At 71.9% G+C, this 20,322-nt stretch carries 19 protein-coding genes and 1 pseudogene; 10 read left to right on the forward strand and 10 right to left on the reverse strand.

From position 1 onward, the window contains the following. The first annotated feature begins 61 nt into the window (after window positions 1-61). Complete coding sequence (locus HHX30_RS35360; protein WP_169987854.1) at window positions 62-1,324, forward strand: helix-turn-helix domain-containing protein; 1,263 nt, start codon at window positions 62-64, stop codon at window positions 1,322-1,324. Here the strand turns inward: HHX30_RS35360 and HHX30_RS35365 are convergent. Further along, window positions 1,317-2,474 (reverse strand): geranylgeranyl reductase family protein, encoded by a 1,158-nt coding sequence (locus tag HHX30_RS35365; protein WP_211593162.1) that lies wholly within the window; start codon window positions 2,472-2,474, stop codon window positions 1,317-1,319. The genes HHX30_RS35360 and HHX30_RS35365 overlap by 8 nt on opposite strands. Window positions 2,475-2,476: 2 nt before the next feature. Then, window positions 2,477-3,742: a serine hydrolase gene (locus tag HHX30_RS35370; protein ID WP_169987856.1), complete on the reverse strand. Its 1,266-nt coding sequence runs from the start codon at window positions 3,740-3,742 to the stop codon at window positions 2,477-2,479. Window positions 3,743-3,911: 169 nt separating this feature from the next. Here HHX30_RS35370 and adh point away from each other — a divergent pair, with 169 nt between their 5' ends. Together adh and HHX30_RS35380 are read left to right on the forward strand one after the other, a co-directional pair. After that, window positions 3,912-5,435, forward strand: a complete 1,524-nt coding sequence (adh, locus tag HHX30_RS35375) for an aldehyde dehydrogenase (protein WP_169987858.1) — start codon at window positions 3,912-3,914, stop codon at window positions 5,433-5,435. Further along, complete coding sequence (locus tag HHX30_RS35380) at window positions 5,435-5,815, forward strand: DUF779 domain-containing protein (RefSeq protein WP_169987860.1); 381 nt, start codon at window positions 5,435-5,437, stop codon at window positions 5,813-5,815. The genes adh and HHX30_RS35380 overlap by 1 nt, the downstream gene beginning before the upstream one ends. 105 nt (window positions 5,816-5,920) lie before the next feature. Here the strand turns inward: HHX30_RS35380 and HHX30_RS35385 are convergent, their stop codons facing one another. Then, window positions 5,921-6,598: a hypothetical protein gene (locus HHX30_RS35385; protein ID WP_169987862.1), complete on the reverse strand. Its 678-nt coding sequence runs from the start codon at window positions 6,596-6,598 to the stop codon at window positions 5,921-5,923. Window positions 6,599-6,759: 161 nt separating this feature from the next. Here HHX30_RS35385 and HHX30_RS43555 point away from each other — a divergent pair, with 161 nt between their 5' ends. From HHX30_RS43555 to HHX30_RS35400, 3 genes and pseudogenes are all read left to right on the forward strand, one after another. Next, window positions 6,760-7,950: a histidine kinase gene (locus HHX30_RS43555; RefSeq protein ID WP_169987864.1), complete on the forward strand. Its 1,191-nt coding sequence runs from the start codon at window positions 6,760-6,762 to the stop codon at window positions 7,948-7,950. Further along, the gene (locus tag HHX30_RS35395) at window positions 7,947-8,612 is read left to right on the forward strand and encodes a response regulator transcription factor (RefSeq protein WP_169987866.1); all 666 of its coding nucleotides are present in this window, start codon (window positions 7,947-7,949) and stop codon (window positions 8,610-8,612) included. Before HHX30_RS43555 ends, HHX30_RS35395 begins: the two co-directional genes overlap by 4 nt. Before the next feature lie 223 nt (window positions 8,613-8,835). Then, window positions 8,836-9,159 (forward strand): annotated as a pseudogene (locus HHX30_RS35400) (phytase); the annotation flags it as partial. Between the two features lie 72 nt (window positions 9,160-9,231). Here the strand turns inward: HHX30_RS35400 and HHX30_RS35405 are convergent. Next, the gene (locus HHX30_RS35405; protein ID WP_249350771.1) at window positions 9,232-10,761 is read right to left on the reverse strand and encodes an RICIN domain-containing protein; all 1,530 of its coding nucleotides are present in this window, start codon (window positions 10,759-10,761) and stop codon (window positions 9,232-9,234) included. A gap of 266 nt (window positions 10,762-11,027) precedes the next feature. Here HHX30_RS35405 and HHX30_RS35410 point away from each other — a divergent pair, with 266 nt between their 5' ends. Next, window positions 11,028-11,672, forward strand: a complete 645-nt coding sequence (locus HHX30_RS35410) for a TenA family protein (protein WP_169987872.1) — start codon at window positions 11,028-11,030, stop codon at window positions 11,670-11,672. On the opposite strand, the gene HHX30_RS35415 is transcribed toward HHX30_RS35410, so the two are convergent. After that, entirely contained in the window at window positions 11,669-12,109 is a 441-nt protein-coding gene (locus HHX30_RS35415; RefSeq protein WP_169987874.1) for an SRPBCC family protein, read from the reverse strand. The genes HHX30_RS35410 and HHX30_RS35415 overlap by 4 nt on opposite strands. A 10-nt stretch (window positions 12,110-12,119) precedes the next feature. After that, window positions 12,120-13,211: a winged helix DNA-binding domain-containing protein gene (locus tag HHX30_RS35420; RefSeq protein WP_311922998.1), complete on the reverse strand. Its 1,092-nt coding sequence runs from the start codon at window positions 13,209-13,211 to the stop codon at window positions 12,120-12,122. 47 nt (window positions 13,212-13,258) lie between these two features. Between HHX30_RS35420 and HHX30_RS35425 the strand changes: the two genes are divergently transcribed. Together HHX30_RS35425 and HHX30_RS35430 are read left to right on the forward strand one after the other, a co-directional pair. Next, window positions 13,259-14,410, forward strand: coding sequence for a hypothetical protein (locus tag HHX30_RS35425; RefSeq protein WP_169987876.1), 1,152 nt, complete (start codon window positions 13,259-13,261; stop codon window positions 14,408-14,410). A 67-nt stretch (window positions 14,411-14,477) separates the two neighbouring features. Next, the gene (locus tag HHX30_RS35430; RefSeq protein ID WP_169987877.1) at window positions 14,478-16,460 is read left to right on the forward strand and encodes a phosphocholine-specific phospholipase C; all 1,983 of its coding nucleotides are present in this window, start codon (window positions 14,478-14,480) and stop codon (window positions 16,458-16,460) included. Between the two features lie 21 nt (window positions 16,461-16,481). On the opposite strand, the gene HHX30_RS35435 is transcribed toward HHX30_RS35430, so the two are convergent. Together HHX30_RS35435 and HHX30_RS35440 are read right to left on the reverse strand one after the other, a co-directional pair. Beyond that, entirely contained in the window at window positions 16,482-17,042 is a 561-nt protein-coding gene (locus HHX30_RS35435) for a Dps family protein (protein ID WP_169987910.1), read from the reverse strand. Between the two features lie 110 nt (window positions 17,043-17,152). Then, window positions 17,153-18,562: an MFS transporter gene (locus HHX30_RS35440; RefSeq protein WP_211593132.1), complete on the reverse strand. Its 1,410-nt coding sequence runs from the start codon at window positions 18,560-18,562 to the stop codon at window positions 17,153-17,155. Between the two features lie 81 nt (window positions 18,563-18,643). Here HHX30_RS35440 and HHX30_RS35445 point away from each other — a divergent pair, with 81 nt between their 5' ends. Beyond that, on the forward strand, window positions 18,644-19,480 hold the full coding sequence (locus HHX30_RS35445) for an alpha/beta fold hydrolase (protein ID WP_169987881.1): 837 nt from the start codon (window positions 18,644-18,646) through the stop codon (window positions 19,478-19,480). A 49-nt stretch (window positions 19,481-19,529) separates the two neighbouring features. Here the strand turns inward: HHX30_RS35445 and HHX30_RS35450 are convergent, their stop codons facing one another. Both HHX30_RS35450 and HHX30_RS35455 read right to left on the reverse strand, forming a co-directional pair. After that, window positions 19,530-19,901: a hypothetical protein gene (locus tag HHX30_RS35450; protein ID WP_169947825.1), complete on the reverse strand. Its 372-nt coding sequence runs from the start codon at window positions 19,899-19,901 to the stop codon at window positions 19,530-19,532. 23 nt (window positions 19,902-19,924) lie between these two features. After that, window positions 19,925-20,293 carry a roadblock/LC7 domain-containing protein gene (locus HHX30_RS35455; RefSeq protein WP_169987882.1) on the reverse strand — a complete coding sequence of 123 codons (369 nt, stop codon included), beginning with the start codon at window positions 20,291-20,293 and terminating at the stop codon, window positions 19,925-19,927. Between the last annotated feature and the right edge of the window lie 29 nt (window positions 20,294-20,322).

The raw sequence follows: 20,322 nt of genomic DNA on the forward strand, positions 1-20,322 counted from the left end.
GTTGCCCGGCGGCCGGGGCTGGGTGACGATGGCGCCTGAAGACGCTGAAGGTGAGGGCGCCGTGACCAATCCATGGCTCGCGCTTGAGTCCGGGGCCGACGCGGCCGAGCGTACCGGTGAGCTGCGCCGGGCCCACGAACGCTTCCTGTCGGCCGGCGCGGTCGACGGACCCGTACGCGCGGTGGTGGCGGACTCGTGGCGGCGCTCGGCCCGGGCGGTGGACCCGGACGCGCTGGCGCCGCTGGAGCTCACCGACGACGAGCTGGAGGACTACCGCGACGCGCACCCGCTGGCCCGGGTGCTGCCGCTGTTCCGCGACCTGCTGGGCGGCATCGCCGACGACGGGCGGCACCTGCTCGCGGTGTGCGACGCGGCCGGGCGGCTGCTGTGGGTCGAGGGCCATCGTGGGGCGCGGGACCGGGCCGAGCGGATGAACTTCGTCGCCGGAGCCCGATGGGACGAGGCCCACGCCGGCACCAACGCCCCCGGCGTCGCGCTCACGGTCGACCATCCGGTGCAGATCTTCGCGGCCGAGCACTTCGCCGTACCGGTGCAGCCGTGGACCTGCGCCGCCGCGCCGATCCACGACCCGCGCACCGGCCGCCTGCTCGGCGCGGTCGACGTCAGCGGCGGCGACAACCTGGCCAGCCCGTACAGCCTGGCCCTCGTGCAGGCGGCGGCCCGTGCGGCGGAGGCTCATCTGGCGGCTCTCCCCGCGCCGGATCTCGCGCCCGCGGTGACGCTCACCGCGCTGGGCCGGGACGACGCCGTCCTCGCCGAGGGGGCGCGCCGCATCAGGCTCGGACCCCGGCACAGCGAGATCGCCGTCCTGCTGGCCTGCCATCCCGAGGGGCTGAGCAGCGACCAGCTCAGCGCGGAGCTGTACGGCGACCGCATGCTGAACCCCGTCACGCTGCGCGCGGAGCTGTCCCGGCTGCGCCACCGGCTCGGGCCGCTGCTCGACTCCCGTCCGTACCGGTTGCGGGTGCCGGTGCGGGCCGACTTCCAGGCGCTCGCCGAGCACCTGGCCGCCGCCGACGCGGACGCCGCGCTGCGCGCCTACCGGGGGCCGCTGCTGCCCGGCTCGGAGGCGCCCGGCGTCGTCTGGCAGCGCCGCCTGCTGGACGACGGCGTACGTGAGCTGCTGGTGGCCCGCCGCGACCCCGCGCTGCTCGAACGGTGGACGCGCGCGCCGTGGGGGAGGGACGACCTCGTCGCCTGGCAGGCGCTGCTGGCCGCGCTGCCCGCCGGGTCCCCGGCCCGGGCGCGGGCCGCCCGGCGGGTGCGCGACCTCGACGCGGAGTACGGCCTGCCGTTCAGGTGAGGTCGCGCAGCCGGCGGAGGACGACCGCCGCCGCGAGGCGGGGCGGCACGGTGCCCGCGCCGAGCCCGACGTCCACGAGCAGGTCGAACACCTCGGTGCGGCGGGCGGCGACGGCGATCGCCGCGTCGATGAACCCGGGGGAGCGGGCGGCCAGGGCGAGCACGTCCGTGGTGCGCAGGTGCCGCCCGAGCGCCCGGCGCAGACCACGCCGGTAGGCCCGCAGCGGGTCGCCCGGCGAACCGATCGCGGCCTCGGCGGCGAGCCGCCCCGACAGCAGCGCGTAGTAGATGCCCTCGCCGGTCAGCGGGTTGACGAGGCTCGCCGCGTCGCCCGCCAGCAGCACCCGGCCCGCTCCCGGCACCGGCCGCCCGCTCGACAGCGGCAGGTGGTGGGCCCGCAGGTCGCGCACCTCCCCGGGCGGGTTCTCCATCAGCGCGGGGAGCAGCCGCGCCAGGCGCCCGTGCAGGACCTCGCGGCCCGGCAACCCGGTCTCCCGCATGCGGGGCAGCAGCAGGCCGTAGCCGACGTTGGCCGTGCCGTCGCCCACCGGGAACGACCAGGCGTAGGCCGGCCAGGCCTCGCTCTGCATGACGATGACCTGCACGTCGTCGTCCGGCGGCACGTCGGCGTACCCGCGCACCGCGATGGCGGTGTGCCGCTCCGGGCTCGGCGGGACGCCGATCAGCCGCCGTACGGCCGAGTTGGCGCCGTCGGCGGCGACGACCGTGCGGGCGACCAGACGGCCGTCGATCACGACGTGCTCGCCGAGAGCGGTCAGCGTGTGCACCCGGTGGCGGCGGACCTCCACACCGCGCGCACGCGCCGCCTCGACCAGCCGGGCGTCGAAGACCCGGCGGGGGACCACGTGGTTGGGCCGCGCGACGACGGCCGAGACGTGGGCTCCACCGGGCGACGTCACCGACAGGCGCGGCGTCGGCCGGTGGTCGTCGAGCAGGCCGGGCAGCCCGAGCAGCGCGAGCTCGTGCCGCGCGTGCGCCGCGATGCCGTCGCCGCAGGCCTTGTCGCGCGGGAAGGCCGCCCGGTCGAGCAGCAGCACGCGGCAGCCGGGGTCGAGCTGCCTGGCCCGCAGCGCGGCGGCCGAGCCCGCCGGCCCGGCGCCGACCACCACGAGGTCCCAGACATCGCCCACATTCACAGACCGTACGTGGAGAAGAGGTTGGTGGTGGGCCACGACTTCACGGAGTTCGCGGCGGTGTGGAGCTGGGAGTCGATGTCCCCGTAGTTCAGCCCCGAGGCGTCGTCGCGCTGGTCGAACAGCACCACCCAGCTCAGCCCGTCGTAACGCCGGACCATGAGTGTGGAGGTGCCGGCCAGCGACCCCGTGTGCCAGGTGTTGCGGCCTCCGGTGACCGGGCGCACCTGCCAGCCGAGGCCGTAGTACCAGCCGTCGGAGTTGACGCCGATCGACGGCTTGGCGAACGCCTTGGAGATCGACGCCGAGGTCAGCACGCCGGCCGCGTCGAAGAGGGTGGTGAACTTGGCCAGGTCGACGGCCGTGGCGAGCCATCCGCCATGGGCGGCCATGTTCTCGAGGTTGAACCCGCCGTACGGGAAGGGCACCACGGAGTTCGAGGTGTCGATCACGCTCTTGCCGGTGTACTGCGAGAAGTACGGCGCCTCGCCTGATTTGCGGAGACTCTTCCCGGTCCTGCCGAGCACCATCCGCTTGATCTTGAGAGGCGTCAGCACCTTGCTCTGGACGTAGCTCGCGTACGAGACGCCGCTCGCCTTCTCGATGATCTTCTGGAGGAGGACATATCCGTAGTTCGAGTACGCGTACGTCGTCCCGGGGGCGTGGTCGAGCTTGCGGCGGGTGGTGTATTCGATGATGTGCGCCTGGGTGACGGGCAGCGGGACGCCGAGCGCGGCCGCGACGGCCCTGTCGCTGAACATCGGGTCGCCCGACACGTCGAGGTCCCAGCCGCCCAGGTGCTGCAGCAGGTGGGTCACGGTGACGGAGGCGAGGCGGGGGTCGGCGGTCGTGCTCAGCCCCAGCAGCGGCGCGACCTTGGCCGTGAGGCTGAGCTTGCCGTCCTGCGCCAGCTTCAGCACCGCGGCGGCGGTGACCGGCTTGCTCAGGCTCGCGACGCGGAACAGCGAGGTGGGCCCGGCCGCGAACGAGGTGTCCGCCGTCCAGTTGTAGCCCCGGGCGAGCACCAGCTTGCCCTTGCGGACCACGGCAAGGGACGCGTGCGGGATCGTCCGTGCCTGCATGAAGCGCTTCAGCGCGTCGTCGAAGGGCTTCAGCGACGTCGCGCTGCGGCCGGTGACGCTCCACGCGCGGGCCGCGGCGCTCGCGGGCGACGCGGGCAGCCCGGCGGCGAGCCCCGCCGCGGTGCCGCCGGCGAGCAGGCGCAGGGCGTCCCTGCGGGAGACGGAAAACGTTTCCGGAATCATGACGCGTGATCTTAGGGGAGATTTGACCGCTCATGACCACGGTTCTGACCATGCGGATCGGAGGCTGAGTGCGGAACGACGCCCGGAACACGGACGCAACGTCTCGGCAACGTGCCCGCGACTAACGTCCGGGGCGTCAGACCCACACCCTGTCCGGGAGGTCCATCTCATGACCCGTCACGCCGCGCCGGGACAGCCGGACGCCCTCATGGCGTACGAGCAGCGTTACGACCACTGGATCGGCGGCGAGTACGTCCCGCCGCAGCGGGGGCGGTACTTCGAGAATCCCACCCCGGTCACCGGCCAGACGTTCACGGAGATCGCGCGGGGCACCGCCGAGGACGTCGAGCGCGCCCTGGACGCCGCCCACGGCGCCGCGCCCGCCTGGGGCCGTACGTCCGCGGCCGAGCGGGCGAACATCCTCAACCGGATCGCCGACCGCATGGAGCAGAACCTGGAGCGGCTCGCCGTCGCGGAGACCTGGGAGAACGGCAAGCCGATCAGGGAGACGCTGGCCGCGGACATCCCGCTGGCGATCGACCACTTCCGCTACTTCGCGGGAGCGATCAGGGCCCAGGAGGGCAGCCTGTCGGAGATCGACGCCGACACCGTCGCCTACCACTTCCAGGAGCCGCTCGGCGTCGTCGCCCAGATCATCCCGTGGAACTTCCCGATCCTGATGGCCACCTGGAAGCTCGCGCCGGCGCTGGCCGCCGGTAACGCCGTGGTCCTGAAGCCGGCCGAGCAGACCCCGGCGTCGATCCACTACTGGATGAGCCTGGTGGCCGACCTCCTCCCGCCGGGCGTCCTCAACATCGTCAACGGGTTCGGCGTCGAGGCCGGCAAGCCGCTGGCCTCCAGCGCGCGGGTCGCGAAGGTGGCCTTCACCGGGGAGACCACGACCGGGCGGCTGATCATGCAGTACGCCAGCGAGAACATCAAGCCGGTCACGCTGGAGCTCGGCGGCAAGAGCCCCAACATCTTCTTCGACGACGTGTCCTCCGCCGACGACGAGTTCTTCGACAAGGCGCTGGAGGGCTTCACGATGTTCGCGCTCAACCAGGGGGAGGTGTGCACCTGTCCCTCCCGGGCGCTCATCCAGCAGGGCCACTACCGGCGGTTCCTGGAGGCCGCGGTCGAACGGACCGAGAAGATCGTCCGCGGCCATCCGCTGGACCTGGCCACGATGGTCGGCGCCCAGGCGTCCAACGACCAGCTGGAGAAGATCCTGTCGTACCTCGACATCGGCCGGCAGGAGGGCGCCAAGGTGCTCACCGGCGGGCACCGCGCCGATCTCGGCGGCGAGCTGTCGGGCGGCTACTACGTCGAGCCGACGATCTTCGAGGGCGCCAACCACATGCGGGTGTTCCAGGAGGAGATCTTCGGGCCGGTCGTCTCGGTGACCTCGTTCACCGACTTCGACGACGCCATCAAGATCGCCAACGACACGTTGTACGGCCTCGGGGCGGGCGTGTGGACCCGGGACGTCAACAAGGCGTACCGGGCGGGCCGGGCCATCCAGGCCGGGCGGGTCTGGACGAACTGCTACCACGCCTATCCCGCCCACGCCGCCTTCGGCGGCTACAAGCAGTCGGGCATCGGCAGGGAGACGCACAAGATGATGCTCGACCACTACCAGCAGACCAAGAACCTGCTGGTCAGCTACTCGCCCTCGAAGCTCGGCTTCTTCTGATGCCCGAGGTGTCCCGCGTGGACCTCACCCCCGCGGCCGCCGATCTCATCCGGCGGCTGCGGGCGGACCACGGCCCGCTGATGTTCCACCAGTCCGGTGGCTGCTGCGACGGCAGCGCACCGATGTGCTACCTGGAGGGCGAGTTCCGCACCGGCTCCTCGGACGTGCTGCTCGCCTCGCTGACCGTCGACGGCGTCGGCGAGCCGGTCACCTTCTGGATGTCGGCCAGCCAGTTCGACCGCTGGCGGCACACCCACCTGACCGTGGACGTCGTACCCGGCCGGGGTAGCGGTTTCTCCCTGGAGGCGCCCGAGGGCGTCCGGTTCCTGATCCGTTCCCGCCTGCTCACCGACGCCGAACGCGCCGCCCTCGACGGCTGACCGGCTCTCCAACGGCCTCGCCTGGTCCGCGGACAGAAGCCGGATCCCCAGACGGGGCGCTGACCGGCCGGGCGCGTTCGGGGGCGTGTCGCCGGGATCGCACGGTCAGCCCTGCACGGTCGCCGTCGCGTTCTCCGCACGTCCCGGGCGGATGCCCTGCGCCAGGCCGATCAGCCCGGCGGCCATCAGCGCGCTCACCACGAGTTTGGGCGCCGTGCCGCTGGAGACGAAGTCGAGCACCAGGCCGACGGTGAGTACGAGTGGCACCCACAAGGACACGAGGCCGGCGCGCCACGCACCGAAGGCCAGGATCAGGAGCCCGATCATCCAGCCCAGAATCCAGACCATGAACGATGCCACCACCAGCGGGTCCTTGTCGAGGGCGTCGACGACCGGCCGGACCGCGTCCACCTTCACGCCCCCTCCGGCGAGGGCCCCGAAGAAGGCGTTGTAATACCACAGGTGGATCGCCGAGAGGTAGAGAGCGGGAACGACGAAGGCTCCGCCGATGGTGGCCACCAGGCGCTTGCGGCGGCCGACCGCCACGATCAGACCGGCCATCGCCGGCAGGAGCAGCAGGTGCGTCAGCGCGAAGAGGATCGTCTCGACTCGCCAGGCGCCGAGGTCGGAAGCGGCCACGTCCACGTTCGCCGCGGTCTCGGACACTTCGTCCGGGAACATCGCCCAGTAGAAGGCGTTGGCGGCGCTGTAGAGAACGCCGCCACCCGCCATCGCGATCGCCGCGAAACGCCGGCCGTACGGCCTGGTGGTCTGGTCATCCATCGACATCTCCCGTCGTGATCCGTCTGACGACGCAGAGGCTAGGAGCGTCGTACCGCTCAGGTCGTCGGCCGGGACGCTGATCGACGGGTTGATGCAAGCAGGACGCCGCTCCACCCGTGGGTGGATGCCAGGCGGCGGGCGGTTCGAATACGCTCCCTGCCATGGAACGGCTCCGGGGCATTGGGCGGCGTGACCTCGGGACTGTCGCAGCGGGCCTGGCGCTGTTCGGGTTCGGCCTGGCCGAGATCTACGTGCCACTCGCCCCGTACGTCGAGGGCGACGGCCCCGACCCCACCGAGTTGTCCGGCGGGTGGATGGCCGTGCTGACCGTGCTGCTCGCCGGCTATTGCCTCGCGGTCGCGGCCTGCGGCGCGTACCCACGGACCGCGGTGGTCCTGGCCGGCGTCTGCTTCATCGCGCAGAGCTTCACGCCACTCCTTCCGGAATCGCCGGCCGCGCCGCTCACGGCGTTGGTCGCCGTCTGCTTCGCGAGCGTCGCCGTGGGCGGCCGCCACGGCCCGGTGATCGCCGCCGTCTCCTACTTCGTCTCGGCCGGGATCGAGACCATCATCGCGGACGACCCGGACTGGGTCTTCATCGCCTTCGTCGCGCTCGCCGTCATGGGACCGGCCTACGCCGTACGGCTGCGGCGTGCCCAGGCCGAACGTCTGGTCGCGCTGGCCGCTGAACGGGAGGCCGCCGCTCGTGCCGACGAGCGGCTCCGGGTGGCCCGCGAACTGCACGACATCGTCTCGCACGGCGTCGCCGTGATGGTGCTGCAGGCCGGAGCCGCCCAGGTCATGCTCGGCTCCGACGTCCGGCGGGCCCATGAGTCGCTGGACGCGGTGCAGGACGTCGGTCGTGACGTCGTCACCGAGTTGCGCCGCCTGCTCGTCGTCCTCCGCGGTGAGGGGAGTCTGGAGCGGCTGCCCTCGCTACGGCACCTGGAGCCGCTCCTGGCCGGAGTTCGGGCCGCCGGTGGACGGGTCGACGTCACCCTCGACGGCGACCTCGGCAGGGTTCCCGCGGCCGTCGACGTCAGTGGCTATCGGGTGCTGCAGGAGGCCCTGACCAACGCGGTCAAACACGCCCCGGGCGCCACGGTCTCGGTCGCGATCGATGTCGGACGCACCGATCTGAGGATTCACGTCGTCAACGACGGCCCGCGGATCGTCCGCCGGAGCGACGGCAGTGGCCTCGGGTTGACGGGGATCAGCGAGCGTGTGGAGCTCTTCGGGGGCACGGCTACCACCGGCCCGGGGGAAGGCGGCGGGTTCGAGGTGCGGGTGGAACTACCCTTGAGCGGAAATTCCGCGGCCCCCATGCCGTCGCGTACGGGAGCGTCGGTGTGACGCGCATCCTCATCGCAGACGACGAGGTGCTCGTACGCACCGGCCTGCGGATGATCCTCGGCGCTCAGCCCGGCATCGAGGTGGTCGCCGAGGCCACGGACGGCGAGGAGGCGCTGAGGCTGACCGCCCGGCATGAGCCGGACGTCGTGTTGATGGACATCCACATGCCGAGGCTCGACGGCGTGGCCGCGACCGAGCGGATCCTGGCCGACCGCCCCGACCGCCGCGTCGTCATGCTGACCACGTTCGACCTCGACGAGTACGTCTATCGGTCGTTGCGCGCCGGTGCCTGCGGATTCCTGCTCAAAACCACTCCGCCGAAGGAACTGGCGAGCGCGCTGCACGCCGCCGCGCGCGGAGACGCGCTGCTCTCCCCACAGATCACCCGCCGTCTGATCGACCACTACACCTCGATGGCGCCGCCGGTCAGCGCCCCGGGTCTGGCCGACCTGACCGCCCGGGAGACCGAGGTACTGTGCTTGCTGGCCCGGGGGCTGTCCAACCGCGAGATCGCCGGGGAACTCCATCTCGGCGAGGCGACCGTGAAGACGCACATCAACCGCGTCTTCGCCAAGCTCGGTGTGCGGGACCGCGTGCAGGCGGTGGTGCTCGCGTACGAGGCCGGTGTGGTACGGCCCCGGCGCGAGCCGCCCAACCGCTGAATCCCGTCCCTGCTCGGCCGGCAGGCGGCGACGTCGCGATAGGCGGCTCGATTCGAGTCGTGGGGGCGGTGCGGGACGGTACGGGACGGTACGCGCAGCCAGGACGACCGGCCGGACGGTTCCAGAGTTCAAGTGGCGGCTGCCTTCTGGTGATATCTGTACGCGGCGCAGGAGGACGTCGGCCTGTGGCGGCTGCGGCTGAGCCGGACCGGGCTCGACCGGATACGTGATCGTGTCGAGCCAGGGGGACGACACGTTCGCGGTCTACGACCGGCAGGGCAAGAACGCTCCGCTGGGCACCTTCAGAGTCAAGGGCGTCAAGGGCGCCGACGACATCAACGGCTCTGACGGGCTGGCCGTGACGAATCGTCCCGTCGGCGACTACCGCCAGGGCCTGCTGGTCACGCACGACGAGCCCGAGACCGGGACCGGCATCGACGAGGAACGCGAGGCCACGAACTTCTCCTACGTCTCCTGGGGGGAAATCGCCCGAGCCCTGTCGCTGAAGGTGAACACGGAGGCCGGAAACGACCCGTGGTTCCGCTGAACCGCCTTCCACGACCGACAGGCGCACGGAGGCCGCGGCTGGGGTGCCGCGGCCTCCGGGACTTCACCGGAACTAGATCTTGCCGGTGCCCGCGTTGGCGAGGACGTTCGCCTTGACCCCGCTGGGGTTGTCCACCGTGTACGAGTACGGGATGGAGGCGACGCTGCCGGAGGTCTGCGGCGTGCCCGAGTTCACGAAGTAGTTGTTGCGGGCGACGATCGACCCGCCGGGCGACGAGCCTTCGGAGGTGTGGGTGGGCTCGGCGACGTTCTCGAAGTAGTTGCCCTCGACGAGCACGCCGGCGCCACAGGTGGAGGCGATGCCGTAGCTGTAGTCGGTGTAGGACGAGTCCTTGTAGTAGTAGTTGTTGAAGACGTGGACCGGGTTGCCGAAGCGCACCCGGGGGTTGCGCTGGGCGCAGGTCTGGAACGCGTTGTGGTGGTACGTCACCCGCAGGTGCCCGCTGTCCTCGGAGCTGTTGCCGTCACTGTGGCCGACGAGCGAGCACTTGACGTGGTCGTGGAGCTTGTTCCAGGAGACGGTGACGTAGTCGGAGCCGTGCGTGACGTCGAGCAGGCCGTCGTAGTAGTCCGTGCCGTGGCTGGTGTCGCTCGACAGGTCGTTGTGGTCGAGCCACACGCGCTTGGCGTTGTCGAGGTGGATCGCGTCGCCGTTGCCGTTGCCGGCCCGGACCTTCGAGATCTTCATGTTGCGCACGATCACGTTGTTGACGTCACGGATGTTCAGGCCGCAGCCGGTCAGCCCGGAGTTGGCGCCGACGCCGACGACGGTGGTGTTGCCGCCCACCCGCACGTCCTCCGAGCAGGTGAAGTTGCCGTTCACCTGGACGATCTTCGCGGCGTCGCCCTTCACGGCGGTGGTGAGCGCGGTCAGCGAGGTGACCGTCGTCGTGGCGCCGCCCGCGCCGCCGCTCGTGCCGCCGCCCTGGGTCGCCCAGCCGACCAGTCCGGTGGTGGGCGGGGTGGTCGGGCCGCCCGTGGGCGTGGCGGTCGGCGTGGCCGTCGGGCTCATCGTCGGTGTGGTCGTGGGCGTCTGCGAGGGGGTGGACCCGGCCGACTGGAGGGTCCACTGCTTGGTGGCCGCCGAGTCGCAGGAGTTCTGCTGCACCAGTGCGCCTGAGGACGTGGAGTTGTCCTTGGTGTTCAGGCACTTGTCGCTGTTGGCGTTGACGACCCGGTAGTTGGAGCCCGAGGCGGTCAGTTCCCAGGTCTGCGACGAGGAGCCGGTGCACGACTCCTGCTGGACGGCCTTGCCCGCAGAGGTGGAGGCGCCGGCGACCCCGGCGCACTTGCCGCTGTTGCCGGCGGCCAGGCGGAAGCCGCTGCCCTGGGCCGACAGGTTCCAGGTCTGGTTGCTCGCGCCGTTGCAGCCGGAGACGGTGAGCTGCACGCCGTCGGAGCCGCTGCTGCCGGGAACGGTGAGGCACAGGCCGCTGGCGCCGTTCACGATCCGATAGGCACCCGCACTGGGCCCCGCACTGGGCGCCGCGTTGGAGACGCTGGTGAAGACGCCGCCGACCAGGGCGGCGACCCCGACGACGGTGCCGATCACCCCGACTCCGGTTCTGGTTGTGGTTCTCAAAGCCGAGCTCCTTGCATGTCGTGCAGGACCCCTGACCGAGGGGGTTACTCCTGATCCCGCAGGGGGGCGTTCAAGAATGCGAACAGCATTCATGAGGAGGAACAACACGCATCAAATTACGGACCTGTTGACCACCGGTCAACGAGTTCGCCCGCCCGGGTCTCCGGGCCGCCCGGCGCCCACCCCGCTTGGGCAGGTGGAGACGGACAGGAGTCCTCTGAGATCATCGTGAAACGTTCACGCCGGAACACGGGGAAGGATGGCGGATGACCGGGGGATCGAGGATGCCGTTCAGCGAGTGGCTGCGGTCGGAGAGCGAGCCGGACTGGACGGCGGTGGTCACCCACCCCTTCGCCGCGGCGATCTGTCGCGGCACCGCCGACATGCGCCGCTACCTGGAGCAGGACTTCCAGTTCGTGGACGCCTTCACGGCGCTGCTCGGCGCCGCGGTCGCCGCGGCCGACGGCTTCGAGTCACGGGTGGCCGTCGGCCGCTTCCTCGGGCAGACCGTCGCCGACACCGAGCGGGGCTACTTCCACCGCGCGCTCGCCGCCCTCGGGGGTGATCCGGCCCCGCCCGCCCTGGAGCCGGTGACGGCCGAGTTCCGGGCCCTGATGGACGAGGTGCGCCGCGGCCAGGACTATGCGCGGATCCTGGCGGTGCTGTGCGTGGCGGAGTGGACCTACCTCGGCTGGGCCTCGCGGACCACCGAGCCGCCCGAGGGCTTCGTCTACCGGGAGTGGATCGAGCTGCACAGCGGGCCGGAGTTCGAGGCGTGGGTGGGCTTCCTGCGCGGCGAGCTCGACCGGCTCGGTCCCGGCCTCGACGAGAACGGCCGGGCCCGGGTGCTCGACGTCTTCCGCCGGGCGACGGCCCTGGAGCGCCGCTTCTTCGACATGGCGCTCGGTTAGGCACGCAGGGCGAGCGCGGCGAGACGGCGCAGGGACAGGCGCAGGAAGACCGCGCTCACCGGCCCGGCGACCCGCCAGCCGATGCGCCCGGCCAGGCCGAAGGGCACGTGGAGCTGCTCCTCCCAGATGATCCTGCTTCCGCCGCCGGGACGGGGCAGCACGTGGAACCGTCCGACGCCGCGCACGACACGGCCCGTGTGGCGGACCTCCACCTCGTGCGGGGGCCGCCAGCCGGTGACGTCCATCGTGTCCACGAACGACAGCGGGCCGACCCCGGTGGCCGCCGCGAGCCGGCTCCCCCTGCTGCGGCCGTCACCGGCGACCACCCACGCCCGAGTCAGCACCATCCACTCGTGGTGCCGGGGCCAGTCGGTCAGTACGGCGAACACCCGATCCGGGCTCGCCTGCGCGTCCACCGTCACCGAGAGGGTCTCCACTCCGTGGGTTCTACCCCAGGAAGGTGATGTCGCGCGCGGGGGCGTCGCCGGCCGCGAACTCCAGCAGGCGCTCACCCTCGGTGGCCAGCGCGTCGCGGGTGGCGGCGCCCAACGGTCCGAACGGCTCGATCTCCAGGACCGCGGTCTCCCCGGCCCGTTCGATCCGCCCTCGTTCGATTCGCCACAGCCCCGCCACGAACCCGTCGACCAGGATCGTCGCGCGGATGATCCCGTTGACCGTGAAGACCCGCGAGCGGTGCTCCTCGGCGATCACCCGCGTCCGGTCGGCGTGCGAGAGCAGCAGGTTGTCGAACTCCCCCAGGAACCGCACCGGCGCCTCGGCGTCCGCGCCGGGCAGCGGCGCCCCGGGCAGGTCGAACAGCTCCACCCCGTTCTCGTCCCGGTGCGTGACCAGGTGGAGGCCACTGACCACGGAGCGCAGCCCGGTGAGGCCCGACCAGGCCTGCATGTCCTTCACCGACGCCGGCCCGAAGGCGCTCAGGTAACGCAGCACCATGTCGCCGGCGGCCGAGCCGTCGCCGAGCGGGCGGCCCAGCCACGACTCGGCGGGGACGTGCCGGGCCTGGCCCGAGGCGCCCCACACCCCGCGCGGCGGGACCTGCACCAGCGGCACGACCGCGCGTACGACCTGGGCCAGCGCGTCGCGGCCCGGCCACCGCGCGCCGAGCAGCTCCTCCAGCTCGGCGAAGCTCAGCGGCCGCTCCTCCATCAGCGCGCGGGCGGCGCTCGCCACCTCGCCGAGGTCCACCCCGTCCAGCCGCCTGCCGTACGACGTGCGCAGCAACCGGTCGAGGAGCGGCTGCATGACCGGGCGCAGGGCCAGGCAGTCGTCGGCGCTGACGAGGTGGATGGTGCCGCGCATCAAGGCGATCCGTACGGCGGCGCGGCCGGTGAGCAGATCGGCCAGGTCCTCGTGCCGGAAGTCCACCAGGCGGTTCCACAGGCCGACGTACGCTGAGAGAGGAGCCTGCGACTGCATGCCCACCAGGTGCTCGATCGCGGCGAGGGCCTTGACGTCGTGGCGGCGCAGCAGCATCTGGCGGTCGAGCAGGGCGCGGTTGAGCTCGCGGCGGGTCAGCACGCCGCAAACATAACGCCCGGCACCGACAGAACCGGGGGGTGCCGCTGATGATCACCATTGACGTCCCGCTGTGGTCCGCACGGCTGCGCGCGCTGCGCCGCGGCCGGCTGTGGAGCCGCCGCGATCTGGGACAACGACTGACCGAAGCCGCCGGGGAGGCCGAACCCCGGCTGCCCGCGGACGCGGTCCGCGCGTGGGAGGAGGGGGAGCGGCGCCCGGACGCCCGCCATGCGGAGCTGCTGTGCCGGGTGTTCGGCGAGGACGAGGCGGACCTGTTCGTCGGCGCGTCCTCGGGCACGACCCTGTGGCACCACGTCACCGGCATTCCGCTGCTGCCCGGGCTCTTCCCCGAAGAGGAGGAGGAACGCGTCGGGCGGGCCGTCGAGCGGCCGTCCCGCGCCGACACCGGCACGGTTCGCTACTTCGAGACGCTGACCGGCGCCTGCGCCGCGCCGGACAGCAGGCCCGCCGATCTCGCCGCCGCGCTGGGGCCGGTCTTCGCGGGGGTCGAGACGTTCCGCGGGGACGCCGCGCCGCGCGTACGGCGGGCGCTGCAGACGCTCGCCACGCGGGACGCGGAGCTGATCAGCCGCATGGAGCACGAGGCGGGCGACGCGCCCGGCGCGCGGGCCTGGTCGGACCGCGCGATCCGCGAGGCGCGCGAGACCGGCGACGCCCTCACCGAGGTCCTGGCGCTGATCCAGCGGGCCGAGCTGGTCGACGCCGCCGAGCCGGGCGAGATCGTCGAGGCGGCCGTGGCGGCCCGTACGCGTACGGGTGTCCCGGCCGAGGTGGGGCCGCTGTCCCGGCGGCAGGAGGCCCGCGCGCACGCGCTGGCGGGTGAGGTGGAGCTGTGCCACCGCTGCCTGGAGGAGTCCCTTGAGGAGTGCCTGGAGGAGCCGGGCGAGACGCGGGCGGAGCTGTGCGCGGGCTGCCTGGTCGACCTCGGCCGGCCGGGCGGCGCGATCGAGCTGCTGGAGGGGGAGCCCGCGCCGGCCGCGCCCGCCTACCTCGCGGCGTACGTGCTGGCCCGGCAGGCGCACGCGTACGCGGAGGCGCACGAGCGGGACCGGGCGGCCGACCTCGCCCGGCGGTCCCTCGCCCTGGCCCGCCGCGCGGGGGCCGCCCGCGCGCTGCGCGAACTGGGCCGCGTCCATCTGCCGCCGCCCGCCGGGACACGCAGGCGCGTACTCGTGTGACGACACGTCGCTGCCACGTCGCTGTTAGGTTGTGGGCGTTTCGCCTGAATTCTGTGAAGGGACGCCCATGCCGGCCGGATCCTCGCTGCCGCCTTCCCTGCTCCGGGCGCTGGCCCGTCCGGTCCCGCCGGGGAGCCTGGCCGACGTCGAGCACGTCGTCTTCGTCATGCTGGAGAACCGCTCGTTCGACCACTACTTCGGCCGGATGCGCGGGGTGCGGGGGTTCGGGGACCGCAACGCCGTGTCCACCCGGGCCTGGCGGCCGATCTTCGAGCAGGACGGCGTGCTGCCCTTCTCCGTACGGGAGGCGGCCGAGCGGGCCGGGGCGGACCCGATGCTGCTCGACACACACGACCACACCTGGCTCGGCACCCAGAACGCCTGGGCCATGGGCTGGAACGACGCCTGGGTGCCCAACAAAGGGCCCGGCTCGATGGCCTACTACGACCGGCGCGATCTGCCCTTCCACTACGAGCTGGCCGACACGTTCACGATCTGCGACGCCTACCACTGCTCGCTGCTGACCTCGACCACGCCCAACCGCAACTACCACATGACGGGTTACACGGGGTACGAGCCCGGCACCCGGCAGCGCGCGCTGGACAACGTCGCGTCCGAGGGGGCGGAGGGGCATCCGGGCTACGACTGGATCACCGTGCCCGAGCTGCTGACGCGGGCCGGGCACTCCTGGCAGGTGTACCAGGAGTGGGACAACTACGAGTGCAACAACCTCGAGTTCTTCCGGCCGTTCGCGGCCGTGATGGACCGGATCGGGCTGGGGAGCATGCGCTCCTTCTACGAGAAGGTGCGGGCGGCGGAGGACCCGGCGCCGTTGCTCGCGGAGCTGGACAGGCGGGTGGCCGCCCTGGAGCCCGCCGACCGCGATCTCTACGACCGGGCGCTGCGCCGCGCCCCCGCGGGCGGCCTCGGAGACCGGTTCGCCGCCGACGTGGCCGCCGGACGCCTGCCCGCGGTGTCGTACGTCGTGCCCTCGCTGGCCGACTCCGAGCACCCCGAGGGGTCGTCGGCCGTGGAGGGCGGGCAGGTTCTCTACCGACTGCTCGACGCGCTGGGGTCGCATCCCGAGGTCTGGGCGCGGACCGCCCTGTTCATCACCTATGACGAGAACGACGGCTTCTTCGACCACGTGCCGCCCCCGGTCCCGCCCGACGGCACCCCGGAGGAGTTCGTCGGCGGGCGGCCGATGGGCCTCGGGATCCGCGTGCCCATGATCGTCGTGTCGCCGTGGAGCGTGGGCGGCCACGTCTGCTCGGAGACGTTCGACCACACCTCGACCGTACGGTTCCTGGAGCGCCGCTTCGGGATCACTGCTCCCATCGGGGAGTGGCGGCGCCGGGTGGCGGGCGACCTCACCTCGGCGTTCGACTTCGCCACGCCGGCGGCACCGCCTCCCGTGGCGGCCGCCGCCGCGCCGCGCCCGGTCCCGGCGGGGGACCGGTGGTATCCCCGGGTCCCCGACGAGCAGCGGATGCCGGTCCAGGAGCCGGGGGTCAAGCCCGCCCGCGCGCTGCCGTACCAGCCGGACGCCGAGGCCGTCGTACGCGGCAGGTCCGTGGAGATCACGATGCGCAACTCCGGCGCGGCCTCCGCCCACTTCATCCTGTACGGCCACCTGGGCGAGCTGGCCAAGCCGGCGCACTTCGACGTGCTCGGCACGGTGGAGGAGGTGGTCTACTTCCCCGGCCCGGCCTACGACCTGCTGGTCGTCGGGCCGAACGGGTTCCGCCGGGAGTTCCGCGGCGGGACGGCCGACCCGGTGGAGGTGACCGGCGCGATCGACGCCGCCGCCCGCGCCGTGTCGATCTCGGTGACGAACCGGAGCGCCTTCCCCGCCGAGGTGTCGTTCGCTCCGCTGGCCTACGGCGGAGCGGCGCGTACGGTCCCGATCGCGCCGGGGGACACCGCGCACGTGGAGTGGCCGGCGCCGTCGGGGTGGTACGACCTGATGGTCGGCGTGACCGGGCACGACGGGTTCGCCCGGCGGCTGATGGGACACGTCGAGGACGGCCGCCCGAGCGTCACCGGGTGACGCCCGGGCGGGGAACGCGGGTCAGGCGCGGACGAGCGGCGTGTCCACGAGGTGCTCGGCGAGGAACCACGCCTGCAGCTCGCCCGTACGGACGACCTCGGAGACGAGCAGGTCGTTGGTGCCGTCGTCGCCCATCTCGGCCGCACGGGAGGCGGCGTCGTGCGCCGCGACCAGGATCGTCTCGTGCGCCTCCAGGAGCCGGGAGAGCATGGCGGGCACCTCCTCCACGCCGTCCGGCGGCCGCGGGATCACGGTCATCTCCGCCACCTGACGCGGATCGCCGACCGCGACGCCGCCGAGCGTCTGGATGCGTTCGGCGATCGCGTCGATGATGGGCAGCTGCTCGCCCGCGTGCTTGTCGAGGAGCAGGTGCAGCTGGTAGAAGGTCGGCCCCCGCATGAGCCAGTGGTGCTTCTTGTACAGGTTGTAGAGGATCTGCGTGTCGGCCAGGATCTGGTTGAGCCGCTGGCAGGAGTATTCGCGGGTCTCCCTCGGCAGCCCGACCGGGAAGTCGCGCACCGTCCCGAACGCCTGTATCTCGGTGCCCCTCTGGTGGAGCCAGGGCTGGCTGCTCTCACGCATCTTGGAGGAAGGGTTGACGCTCAAGGTGTCTCTCCTCACTCAGTCGGTTTTATGCCCGATAGAGAGTCTTTCGCCAGGTATGACCTTTAAACACCTTCTTAGGGCTGGTTTCACCCCTGTGACAGGGTGACCTGCGGATTCTCCGACAGCCGGGCGGCGGTGCGCTCCGCCGTACGCCTGGCCCAGCGGCCGGTCGTCGCCAGGGCGACCGACAGCACGATCAGCCCGTACAGGGCGTTGACGCGGAAGGCCGCGTGGGCGGCCGGGACGAAGGCGGCGTTGCCGGAGACCATGGACCCCGCGATGGCCACGCCGAGCGACTGGCCGACCTGCCTGCTGGTCGAGGCGACCGCGGAGGCCACCCCCGCCTGCGCGAGCGGCATCCCGGAGACCGCGGTGTTGGTGATCGGAGGGTTGAGCAGGCCGAAGCCGACGCCGAAGACCGCGTAGATCCCGAGCAGCAGGGGGAGGGGCGTGGTGAGAGTCACCTGGGACAGCAGCGTCCCGGCGGCCGCCAGGCACACGCCCGCGACGACGAGCGGCGCGCGCGGGCCGCGGGCGCCGACGAGCCGGCCGGAAAGCGGCCCCACGATCGTCGTGATCACCGCGACCGGCAGCGTGCACAGCCCCGCGGCGAGGGCGGACAGCCCGCGATTGCTCTGCAGGTAGAGCGTGTTGAGGAACAGGAAGGCCCCAAGGCCGGCGAACCCCGCCACCGCCATGACGGCCGCGCCGGAGAACGGCGCGCTGCGGAAGAAGCGCATGTCGATGAGCGGTTCCGGCCTGCGCAGTTCGCAGACGACCAGCGCGGCGAGGGCCGCCGCCGCGACGGCGAAGCAGGCCGCGCTCACGGCTGCGCCCGCGGCCGGGCCCTCGATGATCCCGTACGTGAGCGTGCCGAGCAGGACGATGACCAGCACCTGCCCGACGGGGTCGATCCTGCGGGCCGAGGGCGCCTTGGACTCGGGGACGTACCGCCAGGTCAGGAACAGCGCGAGCAGGCCGATGGGCACGTTGATCCAGAAGATGGCCCGCCAGTTCACGGTGTCGGTGAGCAGGCCGCCGACGACCGGTCCGAGCGCCATGCTGACGCCGACCACGCCGCCCCACACGCCGATGGCCTGCGCCCGCTCCCTGCGGTCGGTGAACGTGTTCGTGATGATCGACATGGCCACCGGGTTGAGCATCGACCCGCCGACGGCCTGGAGGATCCGGGCGGCCACCAGCCAGCCCAGGCTCGGGGCGAGGCTGCACAGCAGCGACGCGGCCGTGAAGATCACCAGGCCGGTCTGGAACGTGCGGCGGCGGCCCACCCGGTCGGCCGTCGACCCGGCGAGCATGAGCAGGCTCGCGAGTGTCAGCGTGTAGGCGTCCACCGTCCACTGCAGGCCGGAGATCGGCGCGTGCAGGTCGCGTCCGAGCGCCGGCAGGGCGACGTTGACGATCGTGTTGTCGAGCGACACGATGAGCAGGCTCATGCAGCAGATGAGAAGGACGAGTATCCGCCTTCGGCGAGTCATTTGCGACACCACACCACACAACCGTACATATCCGGTCAACTATCGGTTGCGGCAGGGCAAACCGATTGAAATTCTGCTCGCATGCGTGCGACGGCGAACGGTATCGAGATCTGCTACGAGGTGTTCGGCGAGCCCGGAGGACGCCCGGTCGTCCTCATCATGGGGCTCGGGGCGCAGATGATCAGCTGGCCGGAGGAGCTGATCGGGCTGCTGGTGGAGTCGGGCCACCGGGTCGTCCGGTTCGACAACCGGGACGCGGGCCTGTCCACCCACTTCACCCCGGCGGACGACCTCACGACCCCGGCGTCGTACACGCTGGACGACATGGCCGACGACACGGCCGGCCTGATGGACGTGCTGGGCTGGGAGAGCGCCCACGTGGTGGGCGCGTCGATGGGCGGCATGATCGCCCAGACCCTCGCCATCCGCCACCCCGCCCGGGTGCGTACGCTGACCTCGATCATGTCCACGCCCGGGCCCCGCGTGGGGCGTGCGACCGAGGAGGCCATGGCGGCGCTGACGGCGCCCGCCCCGCAGGACCGCGAGGAGGCGCTCGCCCGCGCCGTCGAGACCGCGCGGGTCATCGGCTCTCCCGGCTACGAGACGGACGTCGAGCGCGTCACCCGGGTGGCCGCTGAGGCCTATGACCGGGCCTTCGACCCCGCGGGCACCACCCGGCAGTTCATCGCGATCCGGAGGTCGGGGGACCGTACGGAGGGACTGCGCGGGCTCTCGGTGCCCGCGCTGGTGATCCACGGCGAGGACGACCCGCTGATCACCCTCGAAGGCGGGACCGCGACCGCGGACGCCATCCCCGGCGCGAAGCTGCTGACCTTCCCGGGGATGGGCCACGACCTGCCTCGCCCGCTCTGGCCGGTCATCGCGGAGGCGATCACGGAGCTGACCGCACGGGGCTGAACACACGGGGCTGAACGCACGGGGCTGACCGGCCGGAGCTGACAGGGCTTCAGATCTCGAGCTTGTCCTCGATCGCGCGGAGCTGGTGCCGGGCCATCGCGAGATTGGCCCGGTTGCGGTCGAGGGCGAGGTAGAGGAACAAGCCCTTGCCGCCGCGGCCGGTGAGCGGCCGGATGATGTGATACTGCGAGCCCAGCGTGATCAGGATGTCCTCGATCCCGTCGCTGAGCTTGAGCGCGTCCATCGCGCGGAGCTTGGCCTTGACCACCTCGGTGTTGGCCGCGGCGGCCACCTGGAGGTCGAGGTCCTTGGAGCCGCCGAGCGTGCCCAGCGCCATCCCGCTCCCGTAGTCGGCCACCGCCGCGCCGATCGCGCCGTCGATGGTCAGCATCTCCTTCAGAGAGACGTCCATGTTCGCCATGTCTCTTCTCCTGTTCTGGGTTGTCATCCGCGTTCGACGATGGCGGCGATCTTGTTCGCCGCCCTGCGTCCCTCGATCCGGAGCAGGCCCAGGTTGGCTCCCTGACCTGCGAGAACGGTGAGGACGAGCGTGGGGCCCGCGGCGTAGCACGCGGTGTGCCCCTGGGTGCCGGAGATCAGCGTCTCCTCCAGCCGCCCGATCCTGGCGAGCTCGGTCATCTTCCGGCTCAGCGACAGCAGCGCCGACGTGAGCGCCGCGGTCTGCTCGGTGTCGGCGGCCAGATCCGTGGTCACGAGCATGCCGTCGACCGTGCAGGTGAGCGCTCCCGTGATCTCGGGCGCCCGTTCGCGCAGGACGACCAGTTCCTCGTGTATGTCGTGGCGCAGATCCACCGAGACACCCTTTCCGGCCCGCTTGAGCC

This window comes from Microbispora sp. H10836 (assembly GCF_012999525.1).
Taxonomy (GTDB): domain Bacteria; phylum Actinomycetota; class Actinomycetes; order Streptosporangiales; family Streptosporangiaceae; genus Microbispora.